The 21,036-nt window shown below is 67.2% G+C and carries 14 protein-coding genes and 3 pseudogenes; 12 read left to right on the top strand and 5 right to left on the bottom strand.

All coding sequences use genetic code 11. The features are described 5' to 3' along the window. The first annotated feature begins 457 nt into the window (after positions 1-457). The 6 genes and pseudogenes from OG252_RS51675 to OG252_RS51650 all read left to right on the top strand — a co-directional run. Complete coding sequence (locus OG252_RS51675; RefSeq protein ID WP_329345030.1) at positions 458-3,997, top strand: LamG domain-containing protein; 3,540 nt, start codon at positions 458-460, stop codon at positions 3,995-3,997. A gap of 171 nt (positions 3,998-4,168) precedes the next feature. Further along, positions 4,169-10,759, top strand: a complete 6,591-nt coding sequence (locus OG252_RS51670) for an RHS repeat-associated core domain-containing protein (RefSeq protein ID WP_329345029.1) — start codon at positions 4,169-4,171, stop codon at positions 10,757-10,759. A 36-nt stretch (positions 10,760-10,795) separates the two neighbouring features. Beyond that, positions 10,796-11,179: a hypothetical protein gene (locus OG252_RS51665; protein ID WP_329345028.1), complete on the top strand. Its 384-nt coding sequence runs from the start codon at positions 10,796-10,798 to the stop codon at positions 11,177-11,179. Between the two features lie 258 nt (positions 11,180-11,437). Next, positions 11,438-12,243 (top strand): IS5 family transposase gene (locus tag OG252_RS51660; RefSeq protein WP_329345027.1). Its coding sequence is split into 2 segments (ribosomal slippage): positions 11,438-11,776 and positions 11,779-12,243, totalling 804 coding nucleotides; the frame shifts between segments, so codons are not numbered across the junction. A 40-nt stretch (positions 12,244-12,283) separates the two neighbouring features. Further along, a complete protein-coding gene (locus OG252_RS51655) occupies positions 12,284-12,751 on the top strand; it encodes a hypothetical protein (RefSeq protein ID WP_329345026.1) in 468 nt (155 codons plus the stop codon). A gap of 58 nt (positions 12,752-12,809) precedes the next feature. Then, a pseudogene (locus OG252_RS51650) lies at positions 12,810-13,226 on the top strand (IS5 family transposase); the annotation flags it as partial. Between the two features lie 38 nt (positions 13,227-13,264). Here OG252_RS51650 and OG252_RS51645 read toward each other — a convergent pair. After that, positions 13,265-13,591 (bottom strand): hypothetical protein, encoded by a 327-nt coding sequence (locus OG252_RS51645; protein WP_329345025.1) that lies wholly within the window; start codon positions 13,589-13,591, stop codon positions 13,265-13,267. Between the two features lie 232 nt (positions 13,592-13,823). On the opposite strand from OG252_RS51645, the pseudogene OG252_RS51640 reads away from it, so the two are divergent. Next, positions 13,824-14,649: pseudogene (locus OG252_RS51640) on the top strand (IS5 family transposase). On the opposite strand, the gene OG252_RS51635 reads toward OG252_RS51640, so the two are convergent. Further along, positions 14,631-15,098, bottom strand: a complete 468-nt coding sequence (locus OG252_RS51635; RefSeq protein WP_329345024.1) for a DUF5959 family protein — start codon at positions 15,096-15,098, stop codon at positions 14,631-14,633. The pseudogene OG252_RS51640 and the gene OG252_RS51635 sit on opposite strands and share 19 nt — an antisense overlap. Positions 15,099-15,262: 164 nt before the next feature. Next, positions 15,263-15,886, bottom strand: a complete 624-nt coding sequence (locus OG252_RS51630; RefSeq protein WP_329345023.1) for a TetR/AcrR family transcriptional regulator C-terminal domain-containing protein — start codon at positions 15,884-15,886, stop codon at positions 15,263-15,265. Between the two features lie 117 nt (positions 15,887-16,003). Here OG252_RS51630 and OG252_RS51625 point away from each other — a divergent pair, with 117 nt between their 5' ends. The 5 genes and pseudogenes from OG252_RS51625 to OG252_RS51605 all read left to right on the top strand — a co-directional run bounded on the left by OG252_RS51625 (position 16,004) and on the right by OG252_RS51605 (position 20,580). Beyond that, positions 16,004-16,375: a hypothetical protein gene (locus tag OG252_RS51625; RefSeq protein WP_329345022.1), complete on the top strand. Its 372-nt coding sequence runs from the start codon at positions 16,004-16,006 to the stop codon at positions 16,373-16,375. 144 nt (positions 16,376-16,519) lie between these two features. Beyond that, positions 16,520-16,741, top strand: coding sequence for a hypothetical protein (locus OG252_RS51620; RefSeq protein WP_329345021.1), 222 nt, complete (start codon positions 16,520-16,522; stop codon positions 16,739-16,741). 280 nt (positions 16,742-17,021) lie between these two features. Continuing rightward, positions 17,022-17,135 (top strand): annotated as a pseudogene (locus tag OG252_RS51615) (IS630 family transposase); the annotation flags it as partial. Positions 17,136-17,315: 180 nt separating this feature from the next. After that, entirely contained in the window at positions 17,316-17,756 is a 441-nt protein-coding gene (locus OG252_RS51610) for a hypothetical protein (protein ID WP_329345020.1), read from the top strand. After that, on the top strand, positions 17,749-20,580 hold the full coding sequence (locus OG252_RS51605; RefSeq protein ID WP_329345019.1) for a HEAT repeat domain-containing protein: 2,832 nt from the start codon (positions 17,749-17,751) through the stop codon (positions 20,578-20,580). The genes OG252_RS51610 and OG252_RS51605 overlap by 8 nt, the downstream gene beginning before the upstream one ends. Here OG252_RS51605 and OG252_RS51600 read toward each other — a convergent pair. Together OG252_RS51600 and OG252_RS51595 are read right to left on the bottom strand one after the other, a co-directional pair. Next, a complete protein-coding gene (locus OG252_RS51600; protein WP_329345018.1) occupies positions 20,572-20,718 on the bottom strand; it encodes a hypothetical protein in 147 nt (48 codons plus the stop codon). The genes OG252_RS51605 and OG252_RS51600 overlap by 9 nt on opposite strands. Further along, entirely contained in the window at positions 20,715-20,996 is a 282-nt protein-coding gene (locus OG252_RS51595; protein WP_329345017.1) for a hypothetical protein, read from the bottom strand. The genes OG252_RS51600 and OG252_RS51595 overlap by 4 nt, the downstream gene beginning before the upstream one ends. Between the last annotated feature and the right edge of the window lie 40 nt (positions 20,997-21,036).

Raw genomic sequence — 21,036 nt, 5'->3', positions numbered from 1 at the left:
CAAGCAACGCATGTCTCGAATCCCACAGTTGTCGCCGACGAGCTGCATGGCGGCCGCCGAGGCCCGCCAGCCCCCAGCCGCCCGGCGACGCCCGCCCCGCCAGCGCACCCTGCCCGCCCCCGTTCCCCGCGCGGACCGCCCCCGGCGCCGACCGCGCCTGGGGGGAGCCAATGTGACGCGCAACACTATTGACCAGCATGATCAACCAACACATGATCCTCACAGCTTCATGTAAAGAAAATCTAAGGGGAGGACCGGTGGGGGCGTGTTTACGCAAACACGGCACGGTTGGCGTCATGCGATGGGGAGTTGGGCGGTAGTCGTCACGCTCCTGGGGGGTGCGGTGGTGGGGGCTGGATCGACTCCAGCCCTCGCTGATGACGGGGTGGCCGCAGTAGCGGCTGACAGCACGCCGGAGTCGGAGTCGAGTGTTCTCGCATCGGAGACCGGTGAGCGAGTGGCCGTGGACGCTTCGACCACCGAGTCGTCCCAGGTGTTCGCCAACCCGGACGGCACCTTCACTCAGGAGATGAACGCGGCTCCGGTCCGTGCCCGGAAGGACGACGGCACTTGGGCCTCTATCGACACCACTCTCGTGCGCGAGGCCGACGGCTCAGTGCGGGCGAAGAATACGACGGCCGATCTCGTCTTCTCAGGTGGCGGCAGCGGGGACGGACTGGTCACGCTGGAGGACGAGGGGCGCGAGCTGCAGCTCGGCTGGCCGACCGCGCTTCCCGAGCCCCGGCTCGACGGCGACACCGCCACCTACCCTGGAGTTCTTCCGGACGTCGATCTGAAACTGACCGCGCTGAGCTCCGGTTACACCTCGGTGCTCGTGGTCAAGACCGCGGAGGCGGCCCAGAATCCGGCGCTCGCAACGATCAGGATGACCCTCTCCGCCGGCGGCCTGGATATCGCCCCGACGGCCGACGGCGGCTTCGTCGCGCGCGACGGCGACGGCACCCCGGTCTTCGACAGTCCCGCGGGACGGATGTGGGACTCGGCCGGTGACACACCGGACACTGGCACCTCCACGACCGGCGTCACCACGCAACTCGCCCGCACTGCCTCTTCGGCAGAGGCCGAGGATGTGCCGGAGGCGGACCCGCTTCCCGCTGCTGGGGGCGAGCTGGCCCCTTCGGAGGGTCCCGGCAGCGGTGACGCGGCGGCCGAGCTTCCGCTCAAGGTCACCGGCACCACCCTGGAGATCACGCCCGATCCGGCGCTGCTGCGCGGCGAGGACACCGTCTTCCCGCTCTACATCGACCCGCCGACCAAGGGCATCGCGCTGGGCGACTGGACGGCGCTGGCCTCCAACGGCACCAAGTACTGGGAGTTCGACGGCGACAAGGGCGTGGGGCGCTGCTCCAACTACGCCGGCTACCTCTGCGCCAACACCCCGTACACCCAGCGCATGTACTTCGAGTACCCGCTCTCGTCGATCCACGGCAAGAAGGTCCTGGACGCGACGATGGAGGTGTACCAGCTGTGGACGTTCACCTGCGATCCGCACTGGTATGACCTCAGCCACGTCAACAAGGGCATCTCCTCCAGCACCACCTGGTCGACCCGCCCCACCGCGGACGACCTGATGGGCGACCGGAACGTGGCCTACGGGCGGGGCACCCTGTGCAGCCCGTCGCAGCCGGCGAACTGGGTGCGCTTCAGTGACAACGTGGGCGAGGAGACGAACGAGAACCTGACCACGACCCTCGCCTCCCATGCCGCGAACAAGTCGGCGCAGATCACCTTCTCGCTGACCGCGCACGATGAGTCCGACGCAGCCGCCTGGGCGCGGTTCCGCAACGACGCGAAGCTGTCGGTGACCTACGTCTCCTACCCGGACAAGCCGACGTCGTACGGCGTACGGCAGGGCACCACCGGGCGGGCCTGCAACGCCTCCACGCTGCCCTTCGCCACCAGCGACACTTCGCCGAAGATGCTGGCCACGGTGCAGTCGGCCGACGGCTCCAACTCCCAGCTGCGCGCCATGTTCGAGGTGTGGAAGGCGGACGGCTCCAGCCGCGCCTGGTACGCGGCCTCTCCGGACGGTGCCTGGGTGGCCGACAACGCCAGCCGCGACGCGTCCACCAGCACGCTGCCGGCGCAGACGGACTACCGGATGCGGGTCAAAACGCAGGCGTACTACATGACGGACCGTGGCGCCAGTGGTGTCCTGGACTCGTCCTGGTCTTCCTGGTGCTACTTCCGGGTCGACACCGACTCGCCGCCGCCTCCTGTGGTGTCCAGCGCGGACGGCGTCTACGAGCCGGCCGAGACCGCCCCGGCCGCGGGCGGCGTGGGCACGCCGGGCAGGTTCACCTTCACCCCCGCAGACACCAACACCACCACGGCCGGCATCCAGTCCGACGTCGTCAGCTTCAGGTGGAAGCTGAACAGCGGAGCGCTCTCCCCTCCGATCACCGTCGCCAAGGGCACGGCCACCACCCAGACGATCACGCCCAACCAGGCCGGTGAGAACACCATCCAGGTCTTCGCCTACGACGCGGCCAGCCACAGCTCGCTCACCGGCTACTACAGCTTCCTGGTCAAGGGTGCCGAGCAGCCCTCGGGGATCTGGCACCTGGACAATGCCCTCACCGACTCCACCACCGCCACCCAGCACCCGCTGACCTCCTCCGGGGCCACCTGGGACACCCTGGCCCGCAACGGTTCCGGCGCGGCGAAGCTCAACGGCACGAGCGCCTACCTCTCCACCTCCGGTGCGGTCCTGGACACCACCAAGTCCTTCACCGTCTCGGCCTGGGCGCGTCTGGCCAAGAAAGACGTCAACTACACCGTCCTGTCCCAGGCGGGCACGAACGCCTCCGGGTTCCAGCTGTACTACTCCACGGCCTACAACGCCTGGATCTTCAACCGCCACGAGACGGACGTCACCAGTCCCGCGATCGTCCGCTCGATCGGCACCAAGCCGCCGGTCCTGAACGCCTGGACTCACCTGGCGGGCGTCTATGACGCAGCGGCGCAGACCCTTCAGCTCTACGTCAACGGCGTCCCGCAGGGTGCTCCGGTACCGTTCACCGTCACCCCGTGGAAGGCGTCCGGAGGGCTGCAGGTCGGACGGCTGTGGCACGCCGCGGCGGGCAAGGAGAACTTCGCCGGAACCATCGACGAGGTGCAGGTCTGGTCCCGAGCGCTCGCGGACACCGAAGTCGCCCACGAGGCCTGGCTGGAGGACGAGGACCTCAGCGACGGCACGGCCGGCGACCCGGTCCCGGCGCTCGTCGCCAAGTGGGACGCCACGGACATGGCCAACGCGACCGGCACCACGGTGAAGGACACCAGCGGCTTCGGCCGGAACCTCACCCTCAACGGGGCCGCTCTCACCCAGTTCACCACCGGCGACCCGGACATCGGCGAAGAGGTCACCACCACCCAGGCGATGACCCTGAACGGCACCAGCGCGTATGCCACCGCCACCGGTCCGGTAGTCGACGACTCCGGCTCGTTCACCGCGACCGCCTGGGTGACACTGGACCCCGCCAAGCTCGCCGACACCAGCAAGTCGTACGCGGTGCAGGTCTTCGGACAGTCCGGGGCCAGCCAGTCTGCCTGGGGTGTCTGGTATGAGCAGCCGGCCGGCAGCACCCAGGGGCGGTGGACGTTCGGCCGCCCCGACAAGGACGGGACCGGAGCGGCCTGGACCACGAGCGTGTCCGACGCCCTCACGACGGCCCAGCTGGGGGTCCCGGTCATGCTGACGGTTGTCTACGACGCCCAGGCGGAAGTCGATGACCAGGACACTTCCAAGCTCGGCGGCCTCAAGCTGTACGTCGACAGCGCCCGGATGGGCGACGAGTACGGCGTGCCCTACACCGCCCCCTGGCAGGGCAGCGGAGCGTTTGAGGTCGGCCGCGCGAAGATCAACGGCGCTCCCGCGCGCTACTTCCCCGGCAAGATCGACAGCGTCCGCGTCTGGGCCGGAGCCACCTCCACCGACACGATCGCCAACCGGCGCAACACCGAGCAGCAGTAGAAGCGGGGCGGGACAGGGCGGGCCCTGTTGCCCGTCCTGTCCCGCTCTTCCTCTCCTCTGCTCGAAACCACTCGTCGGCGTCTCCGCGGACCCGCCGATGACATCCAGCGTTCTCGGGCGCCGACGCCGCCCGAGCGCCTCCTGCCCACATCCGAGAACCGGGAAATCACCGTGTCTTCATCCCCCTTCCGCTCACGCCTGCCAGGGGCGGTCATACGCCGCTGGCTCGGCCGTGGCGCGCTCGTCGTCTCCCTCTCCGTCCTACCCCAAGTCGTGGTGCCCTCGGGCTACGACTTCGCCGCCGAGGCCCAGACCCCGGCAGCCCGCAAGCCGCTGGAGGACCGGCCCGACGCGAAGATCGACAAGGTAGGCGTGCTCAAGCCCGGCACGTCCAAGGCCCCGAAGGACAAGGCCGCCACCGCCGCCCGCAAGACCCGCGACCGGCTGAAGAAGGCCGCGTGGCCCACGTCCGGGAAAGCCACCACCGAAGTCCCGGCGACCGGCGGGGCCGCAGTCACCGTCGGCGGGCTCGGCGTGAAGCTGGCCCAGCAGCCCGCCGCCCCGGCGCCCAAGCCGGCGAGGAGCAAGAAAGCGGCCAAGGCCACCGGTCCGGCTGAAAAGGTGGCGATCAGCGTCCATCCCCAGTCGGCTGCGAAGAAGGCTGGCGTCAACGGCGTCCTGCTGACCGTCGACCCGGCGAAGTCCGCATCCAAAAACGCCGCGGGTGACACCGACAAGCTCCGCGTCTCCCTGGACTACTCCTCGTTCAACGACGTCTACGGCGGCAACTTCGGCCCCCGCCTGAGCCTGGTGACCCTCCCGGCGTGTGCGCTGACCACACCGCAGAAGAAGTCCTGCCGCACCCAGCGCCCCGTGGCGGGCGCGGACAACGACGCGGAGTCCCAGACCCTGACGGGCACCGTCTCCGCCCGCACCCTGACAGCCGGCACCCCGATGCTGCTCGCGGCGGCGGCCGACAGTTCGGGCGGCGGCAGCGACTACAGCGCCACCCCACTGTCCCCGACCGCCACCTGGGAGGCCGGCGGCAGCACGGGTGACTTCACCTGGAACTACCCGCTGCGGGTTCCCCCGGCGACGGCAGGCCCGTCCCCGAACCTGTCGATCTCCTACAACTCCGCCTCGGTCGACGGCCGCACGGCCGGGGAGAACAACCAGACCTCGGTGATCGGTGAAGGTTTCTCGATCACCGAGTCCTACGTCGAGCGCAAGTACGGCGCCTGCAAGGACGACGGCCAGTCCGGCAAGGGCGACCTGTGCTGGAAGTACGCCAACGCCACCCTGGTCCTCAATGGCAAGGCGGTGGAGCTGGTCAACACCTGCGCCGACAAGGCGGCCTGCGACACCGCCGCCCTGTCCGAGGCCTCCGGCGGTTCGTGGAAGGTGAAGAACGAGGACGGCTCCCGCGTCGAGCACCTGACCGGCGCCACCGGCAACGGGGACAACAATGGCGAGTACTGGAAGGTGACGGACGCGTCCGGTATCCAGTATGTCTTCGGCAAGCACCGGATGCCCGGCTGGAGTGACAAGGGAACGACCGACACCGCCGACGACGACCCGTCAACCAACTCCGGGTGGACCGTCCCGGTCTTCGGTGACGACTCCGGCGAACCCTGCTACAAGTCCACCGGCTTCGCCGACTCCTCCTGCTACCAGGCCTGGCGCTGGAACCTGGACTACGTCGTGGACCCCCACGGCAACGCCGCCACCTACTGGTACGGCCGGGAGACGAACTACTACTCCAAGAACGCCGACACCACGGTAAACGGCACCGCCTACACCCGCGGCGGCTACCTCAACCGCATCGACTACGGCCTGCGCAGCGACCTGATCTACTCCAAGCCGGCCGCCCAGCAGGTCCGCTTCACCTACGCCGAGCGCTGCGTCGTCTCCGGCGGCTGCTCCAGCCTGACCGCGGACACCAAGGCCAACTGGCCCGACGTGCCCTTCGACATGATCTGCGCGTCCGGCACCAAGTGCACCACCCAGATCGGCCCGGCCTTCTTCACCCGCAAGCGCCTCACCGACGTCACCACTTCGGTGTGGACCGGCACCGGCACCACCCAGCGGGATGTGGACGCCTGGCACCTGGAGCAGAACTTCCCCGACACCGGTGACGCCTCCTCGGCGAGCCTGTGGCTGAAGTCCATCCAGAACACCGGCAAGGCCAACACCACCGCGGCCGCCATGCCGCCGATCGTCTTCGGCGGCATCCAGCTGTCCAACCACGTCGAGGGCAGCGGCCCGGACACCCTGCGCTACATCAAGTGGCGCGTGCGCACCATCAAGTCCGAAACCGGCTCGACCCTCACCGTCAACTACTCCGACCCAGACTGCATCTGGGGCACCAGCATGCCGGCGGACATCGACAAGAACACCCGCCGCTGCTACCCGGTCAAGTGGTCCCAGTCCGGGGCGGCCCCCGTCACCGACTGGTTCCACAAGTACGTGGTCACCTCCGTCTTCCAGGACGACCCCTACGGCCACGGCGACACCGGCGAGAAGTACTACGACTACCAGGACGGCGGCGGCTGGGCCTACGCCGACGACGAGGGCATCACCAAAGCCTCCAACCGCACCTGGTCGCAGTGGCGCGGCTACGGCAAGGTCGTGGAAACCTCCGGCGACTCCGAGGGCCCGCGCTCCAAGAAGTCCACGCTCTACATGCGCGGCCTGAACGGCGAGAAGGAACTCGACGGCACCGCCCGCGTGGAGAAGGTCACCGACTCCACCGGCACTGCCATCGACGACTCCCGCCAGTACGCGGGCTTCGTCCGCGAGACCATCGTCTACAACGGCACCGCAGAAGTTAGCGGCACCATCAACACCCCCTGGTCCCACAAAACCGGCAGCCACACCTACAGCTGGGGCACCACCGACTCCTGGATCGTCCAGGCCGGCCAGACCGCCACCCGCACCAAGACGTCCACCGGTACCCGTACAGTCGCTCAGAAGATCACGTATGACACCACGTACGGCATGCCGATCACCGTGGAGGACAGCGGCGACGCCGCCAAGACCGGCGACGAGTCGTGCGTCAAAACCAGCTACGCCCGCAACACCTCAGCCTGGCTGGTCAACACAATCTCCCGCACCGAGACCTACGCGGTCCCCTGCGCGACTGCACCGGTGATCCCCGACGACGTCATTTCCGACGTTACCGCCGCCTACGACAACCAGGCGGTCGGCGCGGCACCCAGCAAGGGCGAGATCACTGCCTCCTACCGGGTCTCAAGCTACAGCCCGCTCGACAAGTCGCCCGTCTACCAGAAGGTACTCGGAGCCACGTTCGACAAGCTGGGCCGCCCGCTCTCCGAGACCGACGCCGTGGGCCGCACGAGCTCAACCACCTATGTCCCCGATGACACCGGCTACGGCCCGATGACGTCCAAGACCTCGACCGACGCCAAGCTGTACACGTCCACCACCGAGGTGGACCCGGCCTGGGGTGCGGCGACTAAGACCACCGATGCCAACGGCAATTTCACCGAGTGGTCCTTCGACGCGCTCGGCCGCCTGGTCTCGGTCTGGAAGCCGGACCGCGCCCGTGGTCTCGGTGACGCTGCCAGCATCGTCTACGCCTACAGCGTCAACAACGATAAGGAGACCTGGGTCCGCACCGACGCCCTCAAGGCCGACGGACAGACCTACAACAGCTCCTACGAGATCCTCGACAGCCTGCTGCGGTCCCGCCAGAAGCAGACTCCCGCCCCGGGCGGCGGCCGGGTGATCTCGGAGACCCTGTACGACGACCGCGGCCTGGCCTACATCTCCAACGCCCAGGTCCACGACAACAACGCGCCCTCGGGCACGCTTGCCAACACCTTCCCCGGCTCCGTCCCCGCCTCCACGGAGACGGTCTACGACGCCGCCGGCCGAGCCACCGACTCGATCTTCCGGGTCTACAACCAGGAGAAGTGGCGCACCAAAACTGATGATCAGGGCGACCGCACCGCCGTCACAGCCGCTGCTGGCGGCACCGGCACTCTGACGATCAAGGACGCACGCGGCCGGATCACCGAGCGCCGCGAGTACGGCGGTCCCGCCCCGACCGGCAGCGACTACACCCGCACTCAGTATGAGTACAGCGGTGACGGTCAACTCAAGAAGATGACCGGCCCGGACGGGGCGGTGTGGACGTACGACTACGACCTGCGCGGCCGCAAGATCGCGTCAACCGACCCCGACAAGGGCAGGGTCGACACCACCTACGATGACGCCGACCAGCCGCTGACCGTCACCTCAACTCTCAATGGCGCCTCTCGGACCTTGATCACCGAGTACGACGTGCTCGGCCGAAAGATCGGCACCTGGGACGGGACCAAGGACAACGCCCACCAACTGAGCAAGTTCACCTACGACTCCCTAGCCAAGGGACAGCCGACTGCGGCAATCCGCTACGTAGGCGGGACTACCGGGAAGATCTACTCCCAGGTCGTCACCGGCTACGACATGCTCGGCCGCCGCAAGGGCACCAAGACCGTCATAGCCGCCGCCGATCCCCTGGCCCAGGCCCTCACGGCCGTTGGCGCCCCTCTGACGTTCACCACGTCAACCACCTACAACATCGACGGCACCGTCCAGTCCACTTCGATGCCCGCGGTGGCCGGCTTGCCGGCCGAGACCGTCACGAACAGCTACAACGACCTCGGCATGCTCACCGGTACCGACGGCATGACCGACTACGTCCAGAACATCGGCTACTCCCCGTACGGCGAGATCGAGGAGACCCGCCTTGGCACTTCCACCGGCGCCAAGCAACTCCAGATCCTCAACCGATACGAGGACGGCACCCGCCGCCTGACCAACACTCACAGCGTTGACCAGACCAACACCGGCTACACCAGCGACGTCGACTACGTCTACGACGCCACCGGCAACGTCAAATCGGTCACCGACAAGGCCAACGGCACGGACACCCAGTGCTTCGCCTACGACGGCTACCGACGTCTGACCGAGGCATGGACGCCGTCCTCCAATGACTGTGGCACCGCCCGCTCGGCGACGGCGCTCGGCGGTCCGGCCCCGTACTGGACCAGCTGGACCTACAAGGTCGGCGGCCTGCGCGACACCCAGACCGAGCACAAGGCCACCGCTAACACCACCACCGCGTACGGCTACCCGGCTGTCAACGCCAACGGCGCCGGCCAGCCCCACGCTCTGACCTCGGTCACGGTCGACGGCGGCACGGCCAAGGACTACAAGTACGACGAGCAGGGCAACACCACCAAGCGCTACGGCACCACCGGCAGCGCGCAGAGCCTCGTCTGGGACATCGAAGGGGAACTGAGCAGCCTCACCGAAGGCACCAAGACCACCGACTACCTCTACGACGCCAGCGGCGAACTGCTGATCCGCCGCGGCCCCGTCAAGACCGTCCTCTACCTGGCCGGTCAGGAACTCCACTACGACACGGCCGCCAAGAAGTTCACCGCCCAGCGCTACTACCCGGCCGGCGACGCCACCGCAGTCCGCACCGAGACCGGTCTGTCCTGGATGGTCGACGACCACCACGGCACCGCCTCGATGACGGTGGATGCCACCACCCAGGCCATCACCCGCCGCTACACCAAGCCCTTCGGCGAGGCGCGAGGTGCGACACCGTCGATCTGGCCCGACGACAAGGGGTTCCTCGGCAAACCGGCCGACGCCGAGACCGGGCTCACCCACATCGGTGCCCGCGAGTACGACCCGGCCACCGGACGCTTCCTCTCCGTCGACCCCGCCCTCGCCCCCGAGGACCACGAGTCCCTCAACGGCTACGCCTATGCCAACAACACGCCCGTCACCAAGTCAGACCCCACCGGACTGCGGCCGATCACGGACTGCGACCGCGGGTGCAGCGACGGCAACGGCGGCACCTACCACGACTACATGACGATGGGCCCCAACGGGACCTGGGTGTACCACTCCACCCAGACCTACAGCGTCAACGTCCAGTACCAGAAGACGGGCGGCGGCACCGGAACCGGCACCATAACCGTCGCCGTCCGTACTGACGGAGGACATGTCTCCACTAGAGTCGCGTTCAAAAAGGGGCCAGACCCGGCCCCGAGAAAAAAGGGCAGCAACAACCGCGATAACCTCCTAGGTCATTTGGGTGGCATAGCCTACGGTCTTAACAAGGTAAGCGACCTTGCCAACCCATTCTGTTGGGTCGATTCCGGTTCCTGCAGTGCCACTGAGGACACATCGGAGACCTACGACGGATGGGCGAGTGCTGCTGGAGCGGATCCTGAGTCCCTCACCTACCAGGCGGCGTGGAATAACGGCTCACTGGCCCCCATGCTGGCCCTCGGTGGAAGGTTTGGCGAACAAAACCCCGAACTCCTTGTTCTGAACGCGAGCATCGCTGAGAGCCGAGGGACACTAACCGCGGCCCAACGGCTGCTCGTCACCCTCCAAAAGGACGGCAAAACAGCCGGGGTCCTTGAGATCGACGGCGCGCTGATACCCCTGATATCGAAGCAGGGAAAGCTGAAAAACTACATTTCGAGCTCACACGTTGAAGGGCAAGCAGCTCTACTCATGCGCGAAATGGACGCAACCAGCGGCAGACTCCTGATCGACAACCCGAACGGAATTTGCAACTGGTGCAAGACTCAGGTAAACACTCTGCTTCCAGAGAACGCCACCCTTCAGGTCGGCACCCCACTGGGGACCGTGCCCAAGACGGCAAAGTGGCATAATTCCACCACGTTCACTGGGAACGCTCAGGATCCCAAGACATGGCCTCGGCCATAAAAGCTTCGGAGGTAAAAGATGGATGTTGTATGGTCCATGACATCGGTGCAATCGGCACACTTCGATTCCACCGAGAGGCGCTCGGAACTGCGTGACCTTGCGAGCGCCTTTAGGGAACTGCGCGCTAGCGGTCGGGGCCATCTGGAAGTCAATTTGCCGGATAGCCTGTACCCCTATTTGACCCTCAGTTTCCTAGGTGACCATGCCGTCATTCATCTCTTCACCTCCGAGGACAGTGTGTCCCTTCTTGTTGGGGACGGCTCTGTTCCCCCGGAGGGAGAAGTCGACGTTCCGGTCATGGATGATCTAGGAACCTTTACAGGTGACTTCGTGATGGGAGTCGATCGCGCATGGGATGTCATGGAGAATTTCGTCCGAGCGGGAACGGTCGAAGGGCTCGGAGAGTGGTGTGAGCTGTAGCGAAAGCTAGGACGTGCCACCTCCGGCGATAGTCGGACAGTAAAATCGCCGGCAAAGCGTGATCCTGCTACACCGTCAGACGCACACTGCATTGCTCGCAACGCCCCGGCGCCCACCGTGTGTGGGCCCCGGGGCGTTTGCTTTATGGTCACCACGAGGCCACTGAAGTTGAACTCGCGTGCGTTGACGTTACTTTCGCCCCAGCCGCGGGCGATTAGACACCGTTTCTTTTGGCCTGGGGTGGTCGTTGGTCAGTGCATGGCAGACCTAGTCCAGCGGCTGGTACCGGACGAGTTGTGGGAGCTGTTTCGCCGGGTGGTACCTCCTACGGAGGTCATACGTCCCCAGGGCGGGGGCCGACGACGGGCGGGCGACCGCGAGACGTTGGCGGCGATCATCTTCGTGGCCACGTCGGGCTGCACCTGGCGGCAACTCCCGCCGGTCTTCGGCCCGGCGTGGCCCACGGTCTACCGGCGCTTCGCGCACTGGAGCCGTGCCCGCGTCTGGGCCAGACTGCACCGCGTCATCCTCGACGAACTCGGTGAGCTGGACTGGTCCCGATGTGCAATCGACTCGGTAAGCGTCAGGGCCGCAAAAGGGGGCTACTGACGGGACCGAATCCGACCGATCGCGGCAAGCCTGGATCGAAGATCCACCTGATCACCGACCGAAAAGGACTGCCCCTGTCCCTGGGCATCTCCGCAGCCAACCTGCACGACAGTCAGGGCCTGGTGCCGCTCGTACGAGGCATACCGCCGATCCGGTCCCGCCGGGGCCCGCGTCGCAGGCGACCTGGGAAACTCCATGGCGACAAGGGATACGACTACGACCACCTGCGCCGATGGCTCCGCAGCCGCGGCATACGCCACCGCATCGCCCGCAAAGGCATCGAATCCTCACAACGACTCGGCCGCCACCGATGGGTGGTCGAGCGAACGGTGTCCTGGCTGGCAGGCTGCCGCCGTCTCCACCGCCGCTACGAGCGCAAGCCCGAGCACTTCCTGGCCTTCGTGGGCATAGCTGCCCTCCTCATCGGCCATCGGCGCCTCACACGGATCCGATAACTCACTGGTCAGAGGTGTTCCCCTCGGTCAGGATTCGCTCATGGACGAGCCAGCCACCATCGCCTGGAAGTACGCGGCGAACCTCATCTGCGAGGAAGACCTGCCCATGTTGGCGGCCCACCTACTGGCTGCCGGCCACGACTCTCCTTCACTGCGCGACCTGGCCGGCCGTTCCCGGCGCGAGCACCCAGCAGAGATCCGCCAGCTCTTCGGACACACCATGGAGGAGTTCGGGATCCAGATCCCGGACTACGAGACCGCTGAACGCTGCCTCCTGCATCACATGGCGACAGAGCTGACCGCCGGTGCCCTGCCACCGAAGATGGTCGCAGATCGAGTCTGGCAGGGGATCGAGGCGTTGACAGATCCTGAGCGGGAGTTCGTGGCGGCCGTGGGCCTGGAGTACCACCTCGGCTTCATGTCCCCCGAAGAGGTCCGGGCCTGGGAGAACGCTGTACGCCTCGCCGCAAAGACTCTGGCTGGAACAGCCTTCCCACACACGCAGTGACACCAGCCACGGCCACGCCCACCACTCACCAGCAGCCAGCCCTCACGCACACCAAAAGAAACGACCTCTAATCGTCGACCGCCACGGCACCCCGCTCGCCGTCACGCTCACCGGCGGGAACCGACATGACGTCACCCAGTTGCTGCCGCTGCTGGACGCCGTCCCAGCGATTCGGGGCCTACGAGGACGCCCCCGCCGCAAGCCCCGACGCCTGTACGCCGACCGGGGCTACGACTTCGACAAGTACCGCCGTCTGCTGTGGAAGCGCGGCATCAAGCCGGTGATCGCCCGACGCGGCGTCGCGCACGGCTCCGGACTGGGCAAGGTGCGCTGGGTGGTCGAGCGCGCCTTCGCCTGGCTGCACCAGTTCAAGCGGCTCCGCATCCGCTACGAACGACGCGCAGATCTCCACCAGGGCCTGCTCGAACTGGCCTGCTGCCTCATATGTCTTCGCCGCCTCCGAACTTCATTCTGAAAGATCAGTAGTCGGGTTCCTGCCCTTCCGAGCTGAACTCAGGTGAGGTCGAAGGTGACGCTCACCGAGCCGTCCCAGTCCGGTGCCTCCATAAGCGTGAGGGTTCCATCCTCGGCCTCGACGACTCGCACCGTGATCCCGCCGCGGTCCTCACCGGGAAACACAATGGAGAAGTGGGGGTCCATCTCCATGAGGAAGTCCCAGCCCTCGCGTTGGGTCGTGTCAAGGGCGCCGGCATGCCGCCCGGTTGCCTGCCACTTGCCGACCGCGTCGACAGTGACGGTGATGTCGATGTCGTACATCTCAAGGCAAGTCGAGTGATTGGCCCACCATTCGAGGCGGCCCTGACCCACGAATCGATCCATGAGCACACTATGCACAGTGGCTAGGCCGACCGGGTGAGCCTGCACGGCTGCGGGCCGTCGTGGGTCAGGCCGTGAGACAGAACTGCATGGGGCAGACCGGACAGGCCCTCGCCTCATCCGGCGGCGCCCCATACGCTCGCGACCTCATTCCGAAACCATCAGTTAGAACCCCTAACGAAATGATCTTCCTGGTGGTTGGATCGCTCCAGAAGCGAGGATCTGGAGGTGTGGAGTGGCTCGGCGGAAGCCGTGGGCTGTCGACGACGGCTTGTGGGCGGTGATCGAGCCGCTACGCCCAAGGTCGAGCGGCGGGCCCGCCATCCCGGACGAAGGCGGCATCCGGACCGGCTGGTGTTCCAGGGCATTCTGTTCGTGCTGCATACCGGCATTGCGTGGGAGCACTTGCCGCAGGAACTCGGTTTCGGCTCGGGGATGACCTGCTGGCGTCGCCTGGCCGAGTGGACTGAGGCCGGCGTCTGGCCCCGGCTGCACGAGGTCCTCCTCGCGAAGCTGCGCGGCGCGAACGTCTTGGACTTCTCCCGGGCGGTGGTCGACGGCTCGCATGTCCGGGCATTAAAAGGGGATCCAAGACGGGACGAAGACCTGTCGACCGGGGCAAAACCGGCAGCAAGCATCACCTGCTCACGGACGCCTCTGGCATCCCTCTCGCCGCCACCGTGACCGGGGGCAACCGCAACGACGTCACTCAGTTCATCCCGCTGCTGGAGGCGGTTCCGCTGGTCCGCGGCAAGCGCGGCCGACCTCGACGCCGCCCGGACGCAGTGCTCGCCGACCGCGGCTACGACCACGACAAGTACCGCCGCCTCGCCTGGGACCTAGGCGTCAAGCCGGTCATCGCCCGACGCGGCACCGAGCACGGCTCCGGACTCGGGGCCGAACGCTGGGTGGTGGAGCGGGCCTTTGCCCACCTGCATTGGTTCCGCCGCCTGCGGATCCGCTGGGAGGTCCTCGACGACATCCACGAAGCCTTCCTCATTCTGGCCTGCGCACTCATCTGCTGGCGCCGGTTCTCGGCGGCTCAGCGCCGCCACTCGTAGGCGCCGGGAGAGGTCTCCACAACCTCCTGGGGCCAAGCAGCAAGGACACGCTGCAGCCGCTCGTGGTGCTCATCGGCCCATCCGTCGGCCAGGCGCACTGGGACACGGACGGATGTCCCCGATGCAGCCACGTCTTCCACCACGAACACGGCAACCCCGTCCTGACCGGACGGCTCGAACCGGATCTCGGGGTTGCGCCCGTCATCCATCCAGACAGCATCCCGCCCGGCTGCGAGCTCTCCCAGGACCTGCGACCAGCTGTCCAGGTCGTCCGGAGCCAGACACGCATCCATGCGTCCTTGGGCGAACCCGCTCGTGACGATGATCTCCGCATCGAGGTAATCGTGCAGGGTCAACACCCCGGGCATCGTCCGGCCCAGAACGCGAACCTCAAGACTGCTCTCCCCGTCGGCCAGACGGATGAGATCCACAGTGCTGCCCTCGGCCACGCCCGCTCCCCGCTCTCGCATCGACTCTCGTCATCATGCACGTGCGTCAGCACTCGGCCGTACGGGGGCATTGCGTCAGGAGTTCTTAGCAGGGCGGGCAGCCCGGCTCATTCCGACTGCTGGAGACGCTGGGACGTCTCTTGGGCCGGTCCGCAGACGGTTGGTCATCGACCGGGTGCGGCCTCCGCCCTGATGCCGGCCAGCAGCAGTCGCAGCCCGAATTGGAACTGTTCGGCTGACCCGACGACAAGTAGTTCCTCGCCCGGAGCGGCGGCTCCGGGCAGCTCGTTCACCATGTCGCGTACCTGCTCCCAGCGCCGGTCCCGCGCGCCCGCCTGGACCGCCATGGCCAGCGATGAGGCCAGGTAGGCCATAAGTGTCTGGAAGCTTCGTACCGCCGTGGCCTGCGGCAGCCCGGCCGCCCCGAGCGCCCCCAGCACGCCTGCGGCGATCCGCCGCCCGTTCTCTCCCATGGGCGGACGCGCGGCCAGATGCGCTGTAATCCCCGGATGCCTCAGCGCGGCCTCGCGGATTGCGTCTGCGGTCACTGAGATGCGCTCATCCCACGGCATCCGGAGGTCGGCGTCCCTCACCTCGGCGACGGCGAGGTCGGCAATGGCGTCGAGCAGGGCCTCACGGTTTGCGAAGTGCCGGTAGAGCGCCATGGGGTCGCATCCCAGCTCCGCTGCGATCCGGCGCATCGTCATCGCCTCTGCACCGCCGCGGTCGCCCACCTCCAGGGCTGTGCGGACGATCAGTTCGGGGGTGAGGAAGCGAGTCCTGGCCATGCCTCCAGTCTCGCACCTTGTCTACGTTGTAGACATCTCGCGCCCGCCCTGTCTACGCTGTAGACACCATGGTGGTCGCTGTGGCGATGAGCGCCGCCGAACCGAAGGAGGCGGAAAATGCCCACCACCCTTACTGTCGGCCGATGCGTAGCTGTCTTCATCGGCCTGGGAACGTTCGTCAATCTGCTCCTGAGCGATGTGGAGAGCGCCTTCGTCGCCCCCGACGCGCTGGTGAGTGCCGCACTGGCCGCCGGTGCGGGACTGCCGGCGGAACGCGCGGTGCCGATGCTCGCATCCGCATTCGGACTGGCGTCCGGCGTGTTCACGGTGGCCGCGTTCTCCAATTTCGTCCGGGACGAGGTTGGAGTCGGAGTCCTCGTACCCGCACTGATCAGCATGGTCATGACCGTGATCTTCTCCTGGCGCATCGGCCTGCCTGCTCAGAGCAAAGCCCTCGCCCAACGACCCGCCACCCACTCCCACCCCTGAGTGCTTCCCGGCGAACTGACGGGTGGTGGTGCACAGTGATCACCTTGGAAGCCGCCACGCTGGCCGCCCAAGAATTCGGGTCCCGCAATCTTCCCGAAAATCATGGATTGCAATGGGCGGCAACTCGGCTCCGCGCTGCCCCGCATGACACTCGCAGACCGCATCCAGGTTCTGACGCTGGTCGACCGGGCCACGCCGGCCGACCAGGCGCTGCTGTCCTGTCTGGTCGCTGCGGGAGACCCGGATATGACCACGTCGTACCGCGAGGTCGCCGGTGCGCTGGGCCTGAACCTGCCCGACAACGATCTGCGTGACGTGCTCAAGGCAGACGTGCAGCAGGTCCATGACCGCTGGCGCCACCAATAGCGGTGCTGAGCCGGGCATTTGGCCAAACCCGGGCCAGTGGGCAGCCGCCACGGCGTACGGTCACACCAGGGAAGCGGTGACCGTCTGGTCACGCCCCGTCAACGCGCCGGGGAGGGCCGAAGAGCATGGTGAACGCCGGGACGTACTGGCTGTGGCAGCAGCTCGCCGTGAGCGACGCACTGCCGGACGAGGCACTGCCCACGGTGATCGAGGCGCTCTGCTCGACCTCCCTTGCCCCCTACGGCGTCGACGGCCGCGGCGAGGAACGCCGCAGCAAGGCGGCACGGGGCCGGTGGTGGCGTGGCGACGGGCCCAGATGGTGCTGTCCGCGCAGGGCATGCCCGTGTCGAAGATCGCCGAAGTGACGTACCGGAGTCGTCTGCGACTCAGGAACCACGGTGGGGGTTCCGAGAGATTGCGGACCGCAGGCTGCTTGAGCGCTGCGGTAATGCGCCCACCAGACCCGCCTTTTTCAGGCACTATGGGGTCATTCCAGTGGTGTGTTGCAGAAGGCCGCGCTGACACTCGACGGGGGTTCCGTCGCGGTTACGGCTTGGTGTGAAGGGGGCGGGGGATGCTGGCAGAGTCCTTGGTGGCGTTGGCTGCGGCCGGTGGTGCGGCGGTGGTGCAAGCCGCGGGTACTGACGCGTGGGCGGAGCTGCGGCAGCGGGTGGCGCGGCTGCTGGGCCGTGGGAGCCCCGAGCGTGAGCGGGCGGAGCTGGAGCGCGTCGACCGGACCGCGGCGGCCTTGGACGCGGCTGGGGAAAATGAGGCCGAGCGGGTGTTGGTGAGTCAGGAGGCGTCCTGGCAAACGCGGTTTGAGACGCTGCTGGAGGATGCGGACGAAGCCGAGCGCCAGGAGATCGCCGCAGCGCTGCGCGAGCTGGTCGAACAAGCCCGGCCGGGGTACGGCGCGGGCAGCGCGGTATCGGGGAACACCTTCCACGGGCCGACTGCCTTCCAAGCGGGCGACCACAACCGCCAGGACAACCGCTTTGGATCGAGAGGTGAGTGAGCCCGCCGGCACCGAACGCGCGCCCGCCGAGGTCGCCGGGAACACCTTTCACGGACCCACCGCGTTCCAGCAGGGCGATGGCAACATCCAGTACAACTACTACGGGCCGGATCTGGGCGCCTTGCGTGCACGCTGGCTTCAGAGCTATCTGCCAGCTGCCCGACGGGCCGCGCGGGATTATCACTATCCCGGCGTGTCTGGTGCGACGCCGCCGCTGGCCGCCGTCTACGTGCGTCAGCAAGTAACGTCGGCCGAAGTGGACCGCCGTCCGGGTGCACAAGACCTCCCACTGTTGGCAACACTGAGGGGAGGTCTACCTGCGAATGAGGTTCTGGCGTCGGGTGATTCCTGTGTGGTCGTTGCCGGGCCGGGGGGTGGCAAGTCCATCCTGCTGCGCACCCGCCTCACGGACGGGGTGGAGCACTGGCTGGCAGACCGCGTGGACGGCGCGGTGCCGGTGCTTCTCCAGGCTGATGCCCTGGCCGTTGCCCCGCTGGCCAACGCTCTCGCAGGGTTCGTCAGCGATGAACTGACCGGGCTGGCGGAGGCGCTGCCCCCTGCCTTTTTCAGCGCTCCGCCCTCGCCCGGGACCCGGTGGCTGGTGCTGGTCGATGGCCTAGACGAGATCGCCGCTCCCGCCGTCCGACGCAAGGTCCTGAACCGTCTTAAGGCGGCCAGCGACGAGCACCCTGACCTATACCGCTTCGTCGTAGCCACCCGCCCCCTGCCTGAGCAGGAACTCAAAGCGCTGGGCTCCCGACTGCCTCGCTACGAGCTGCAGCCGTTCACGCCCGAGGACCTGCCGCGGGTCGCCCGCGGCTGGTTCGCCAACCTGCCCGACCCAGACCACGTCACGCAACGCTTTCTCCGGGAATTGGATCGCACCCGGCTGACCGAGTCGGCCCGTATCCCGCTGATGGCCTCCCTTCTCTGCCAGCTCCACGCCGCAGCTCCCAACCAGCCGCTGCCCGCCAGCCGCGGACAGGTCTACAGCGATTTCATCGCCGCGCAGTACAAGCGCCAGCATGCCCCTCACTCCCCGGGCAACCCCCAGCGGCTCAGCGCCGGCCTAGCAGGCTACGGATCCGACGCCCTCCGTGGCGCCAAGCGCTTCCTGAAGAATCTGCCCGACCTGATCGCCCGCCTCGCGGCCGAACGGCACACGGGAAACGATCAGCCCACACTCGACATCGTGGACTCGTTCGTCCAGCGACCCGAGCGTGTCCCGCCTGACGAATGGCGGGCCTTTCTCAGCACTGGTCTGAACCAAAGTGGACTGCTGACGGTGCGGGCGGGCGAGTACGTCTTTCTCCACCAGACATTCCTCGAGTATCTGGCCGCCCGGCACGCCAGCAGCAACCCGCACGCCCTGCGGAAAGCCTTTGATGACCGACCCCATTTCAGCGACATCCGCATCTCACCAGAGGGTCTCAGGTGGTGGCAGTGGCATCGGTCACCACCGCGTTCAGATCCCTCCTACATCGGCTTCCTCCTGGACATCACGCATCAACGCAACGCAAAGGTCGGCGTCCGGGGCCTGAAGCGCCTGGTCACACGCGGGGGTTTGGATGGCTGGCAGTTCATTGCCGACTTGGTCCGGCTCGGCACACCGCTGCCCGACAGCATCATCCGCACAACCGCTCAGGCGCTATACGGCCTTGCCCGCGGCACCACCCCTTACGAAACTAGCCGTCTGAAGGCGGCTCAGGCACTGGCCAGGCTGGGGGACCCCCGCGCCGCCGAGCTACTGCATGACATAGCCCGCAACACCATCCCGATGGGCCCCTACCAAACCCTGACCTACTCTTCCCGCGCGGAAGCTGCCAGGGCGCTGGCTGAGCTGGGTGGTGCGCCCCACACCACCGAGCTGCTGTACGGCCTTGCCCGCGACACCGCCCTGTTCGTCGACATCCGCATGGCGGCGGCCGTGTCTCTGGTCGAGCTGGGGGACGCCCGCGGCGCCGAACTGCTGCACGGCGTGGTTCTCGACACGACCCTCCCCGAAGGCCGCGAGGCGGCGGCCAAGTTCCTAGCCGACCGGGGCGACCCCCGCGCCGCCGAACTGCTGCACGGCCTCGCCCGCGACACCACCCTCAGCGACAGCGGTCGCACGTGCGCGGCCAAGTTCCTGGCCGAGTTTGGTGACCCCCGCGGCCTTGATCTGCTGCATGACTTCGCCCGCGACACCAACCTTGACTACAGCGATCGCGGATCCGCGGCCAAGAGCCTTGCCTTGCGGGGCGACCCGCGCAGCGCCGACGTGCTGTACCACCTCACATGTCACCCCAGCATCTCCGGTAACGACGATTTCACCATCGTGCATCCGGCCCGGGATCTGGCCCAGTTGGGCGACCCCCGCGGCACCGAGGTGCTCTACCACCTCGCGCGGTCTCTCACCCGCTACGGGTTCGACCACGACGGCGTCCATGCGGCCGAGAGCCTTGCCGAGGTGGGCGATCCCCGCGGCGCCGAAGTCCTGTACGACCTCGCCCGGTCCCTCACCCGCAACGACCCTTGCCTTTGGTGGGTGGCCGCTTCCCTTGTCGACGTAGGCGATCCCCGCGGCGCCGAAGTGCTGTACGACGTCGTACGTGACACCACCCTGAACGACTACGATCGCGTGGAAGCGATCAAGACCCTTGCCAGGGTGGGCGATCCCCGCGCCGCAGAGCTTCTTCACTGCCTCGCCCGCGACACCACCTTCATCGAATACAGCCGCTTGACGGCAGCCTGGGAACTCAGGGAGCTCATCGACTCCCACCCCCATATCCTTCCTTCCTCAGTCCATCGATTTCTCAAGATCCTCCGCCCAAGATCAAGGTGAACGGCCGTCACGCCGTACGACCGTGCCGGTGCGCCGCATCGCTTTTTCGTGGCGGGTGGCGCCGCTCTCCTTCGCCACCTCCCGATCGCGTACCAGGGCCTGGCGCGCGAGGTCGACCCCGCTCCGCTCGCCACTCACGCCATCAGCACCCCGGCCGCATCGCCGTCCCGCGAACGCGCGGCGAGCCCAGTGAGCCTGATGAGCCTGTCCGAGGCAGCGTCGGCGGCCTTCGTCGCGACGGCGACAGCGTCCACGCCACCCGGGTTCGCACGGAACCACCTGCGGTTCTGCTCGGTCTTGTACGCCCGCCGGGCCTCCGCCTCCGCTTCCTCGGTCCGCCCCAGCCGTCCGAGGGCGCTGCTGCGGTACTCCGGCAGGGCCTGCTCCACGGCCTGGAGAGCGGCGAAGGCGAGCACGGACGCCCGCCAGGGACGGGTCCCGCGTCCAGTTCGCCGG

The sequence above is a fragment of the Streptomyces sp. NBC_01352 genome (genome assembly GCF_036237295.1).
GTDB lineage: Bacteria > Actinomycetota > Actinomycetes > Streptomycetales > Streptomycetaceae > Streptomyces > Streptomyces plumbiresistens.
Note: the sequence above shows the minus strand (reverse complement) of the source record. Positions and strands in the feature narration are given on the sequence as shown.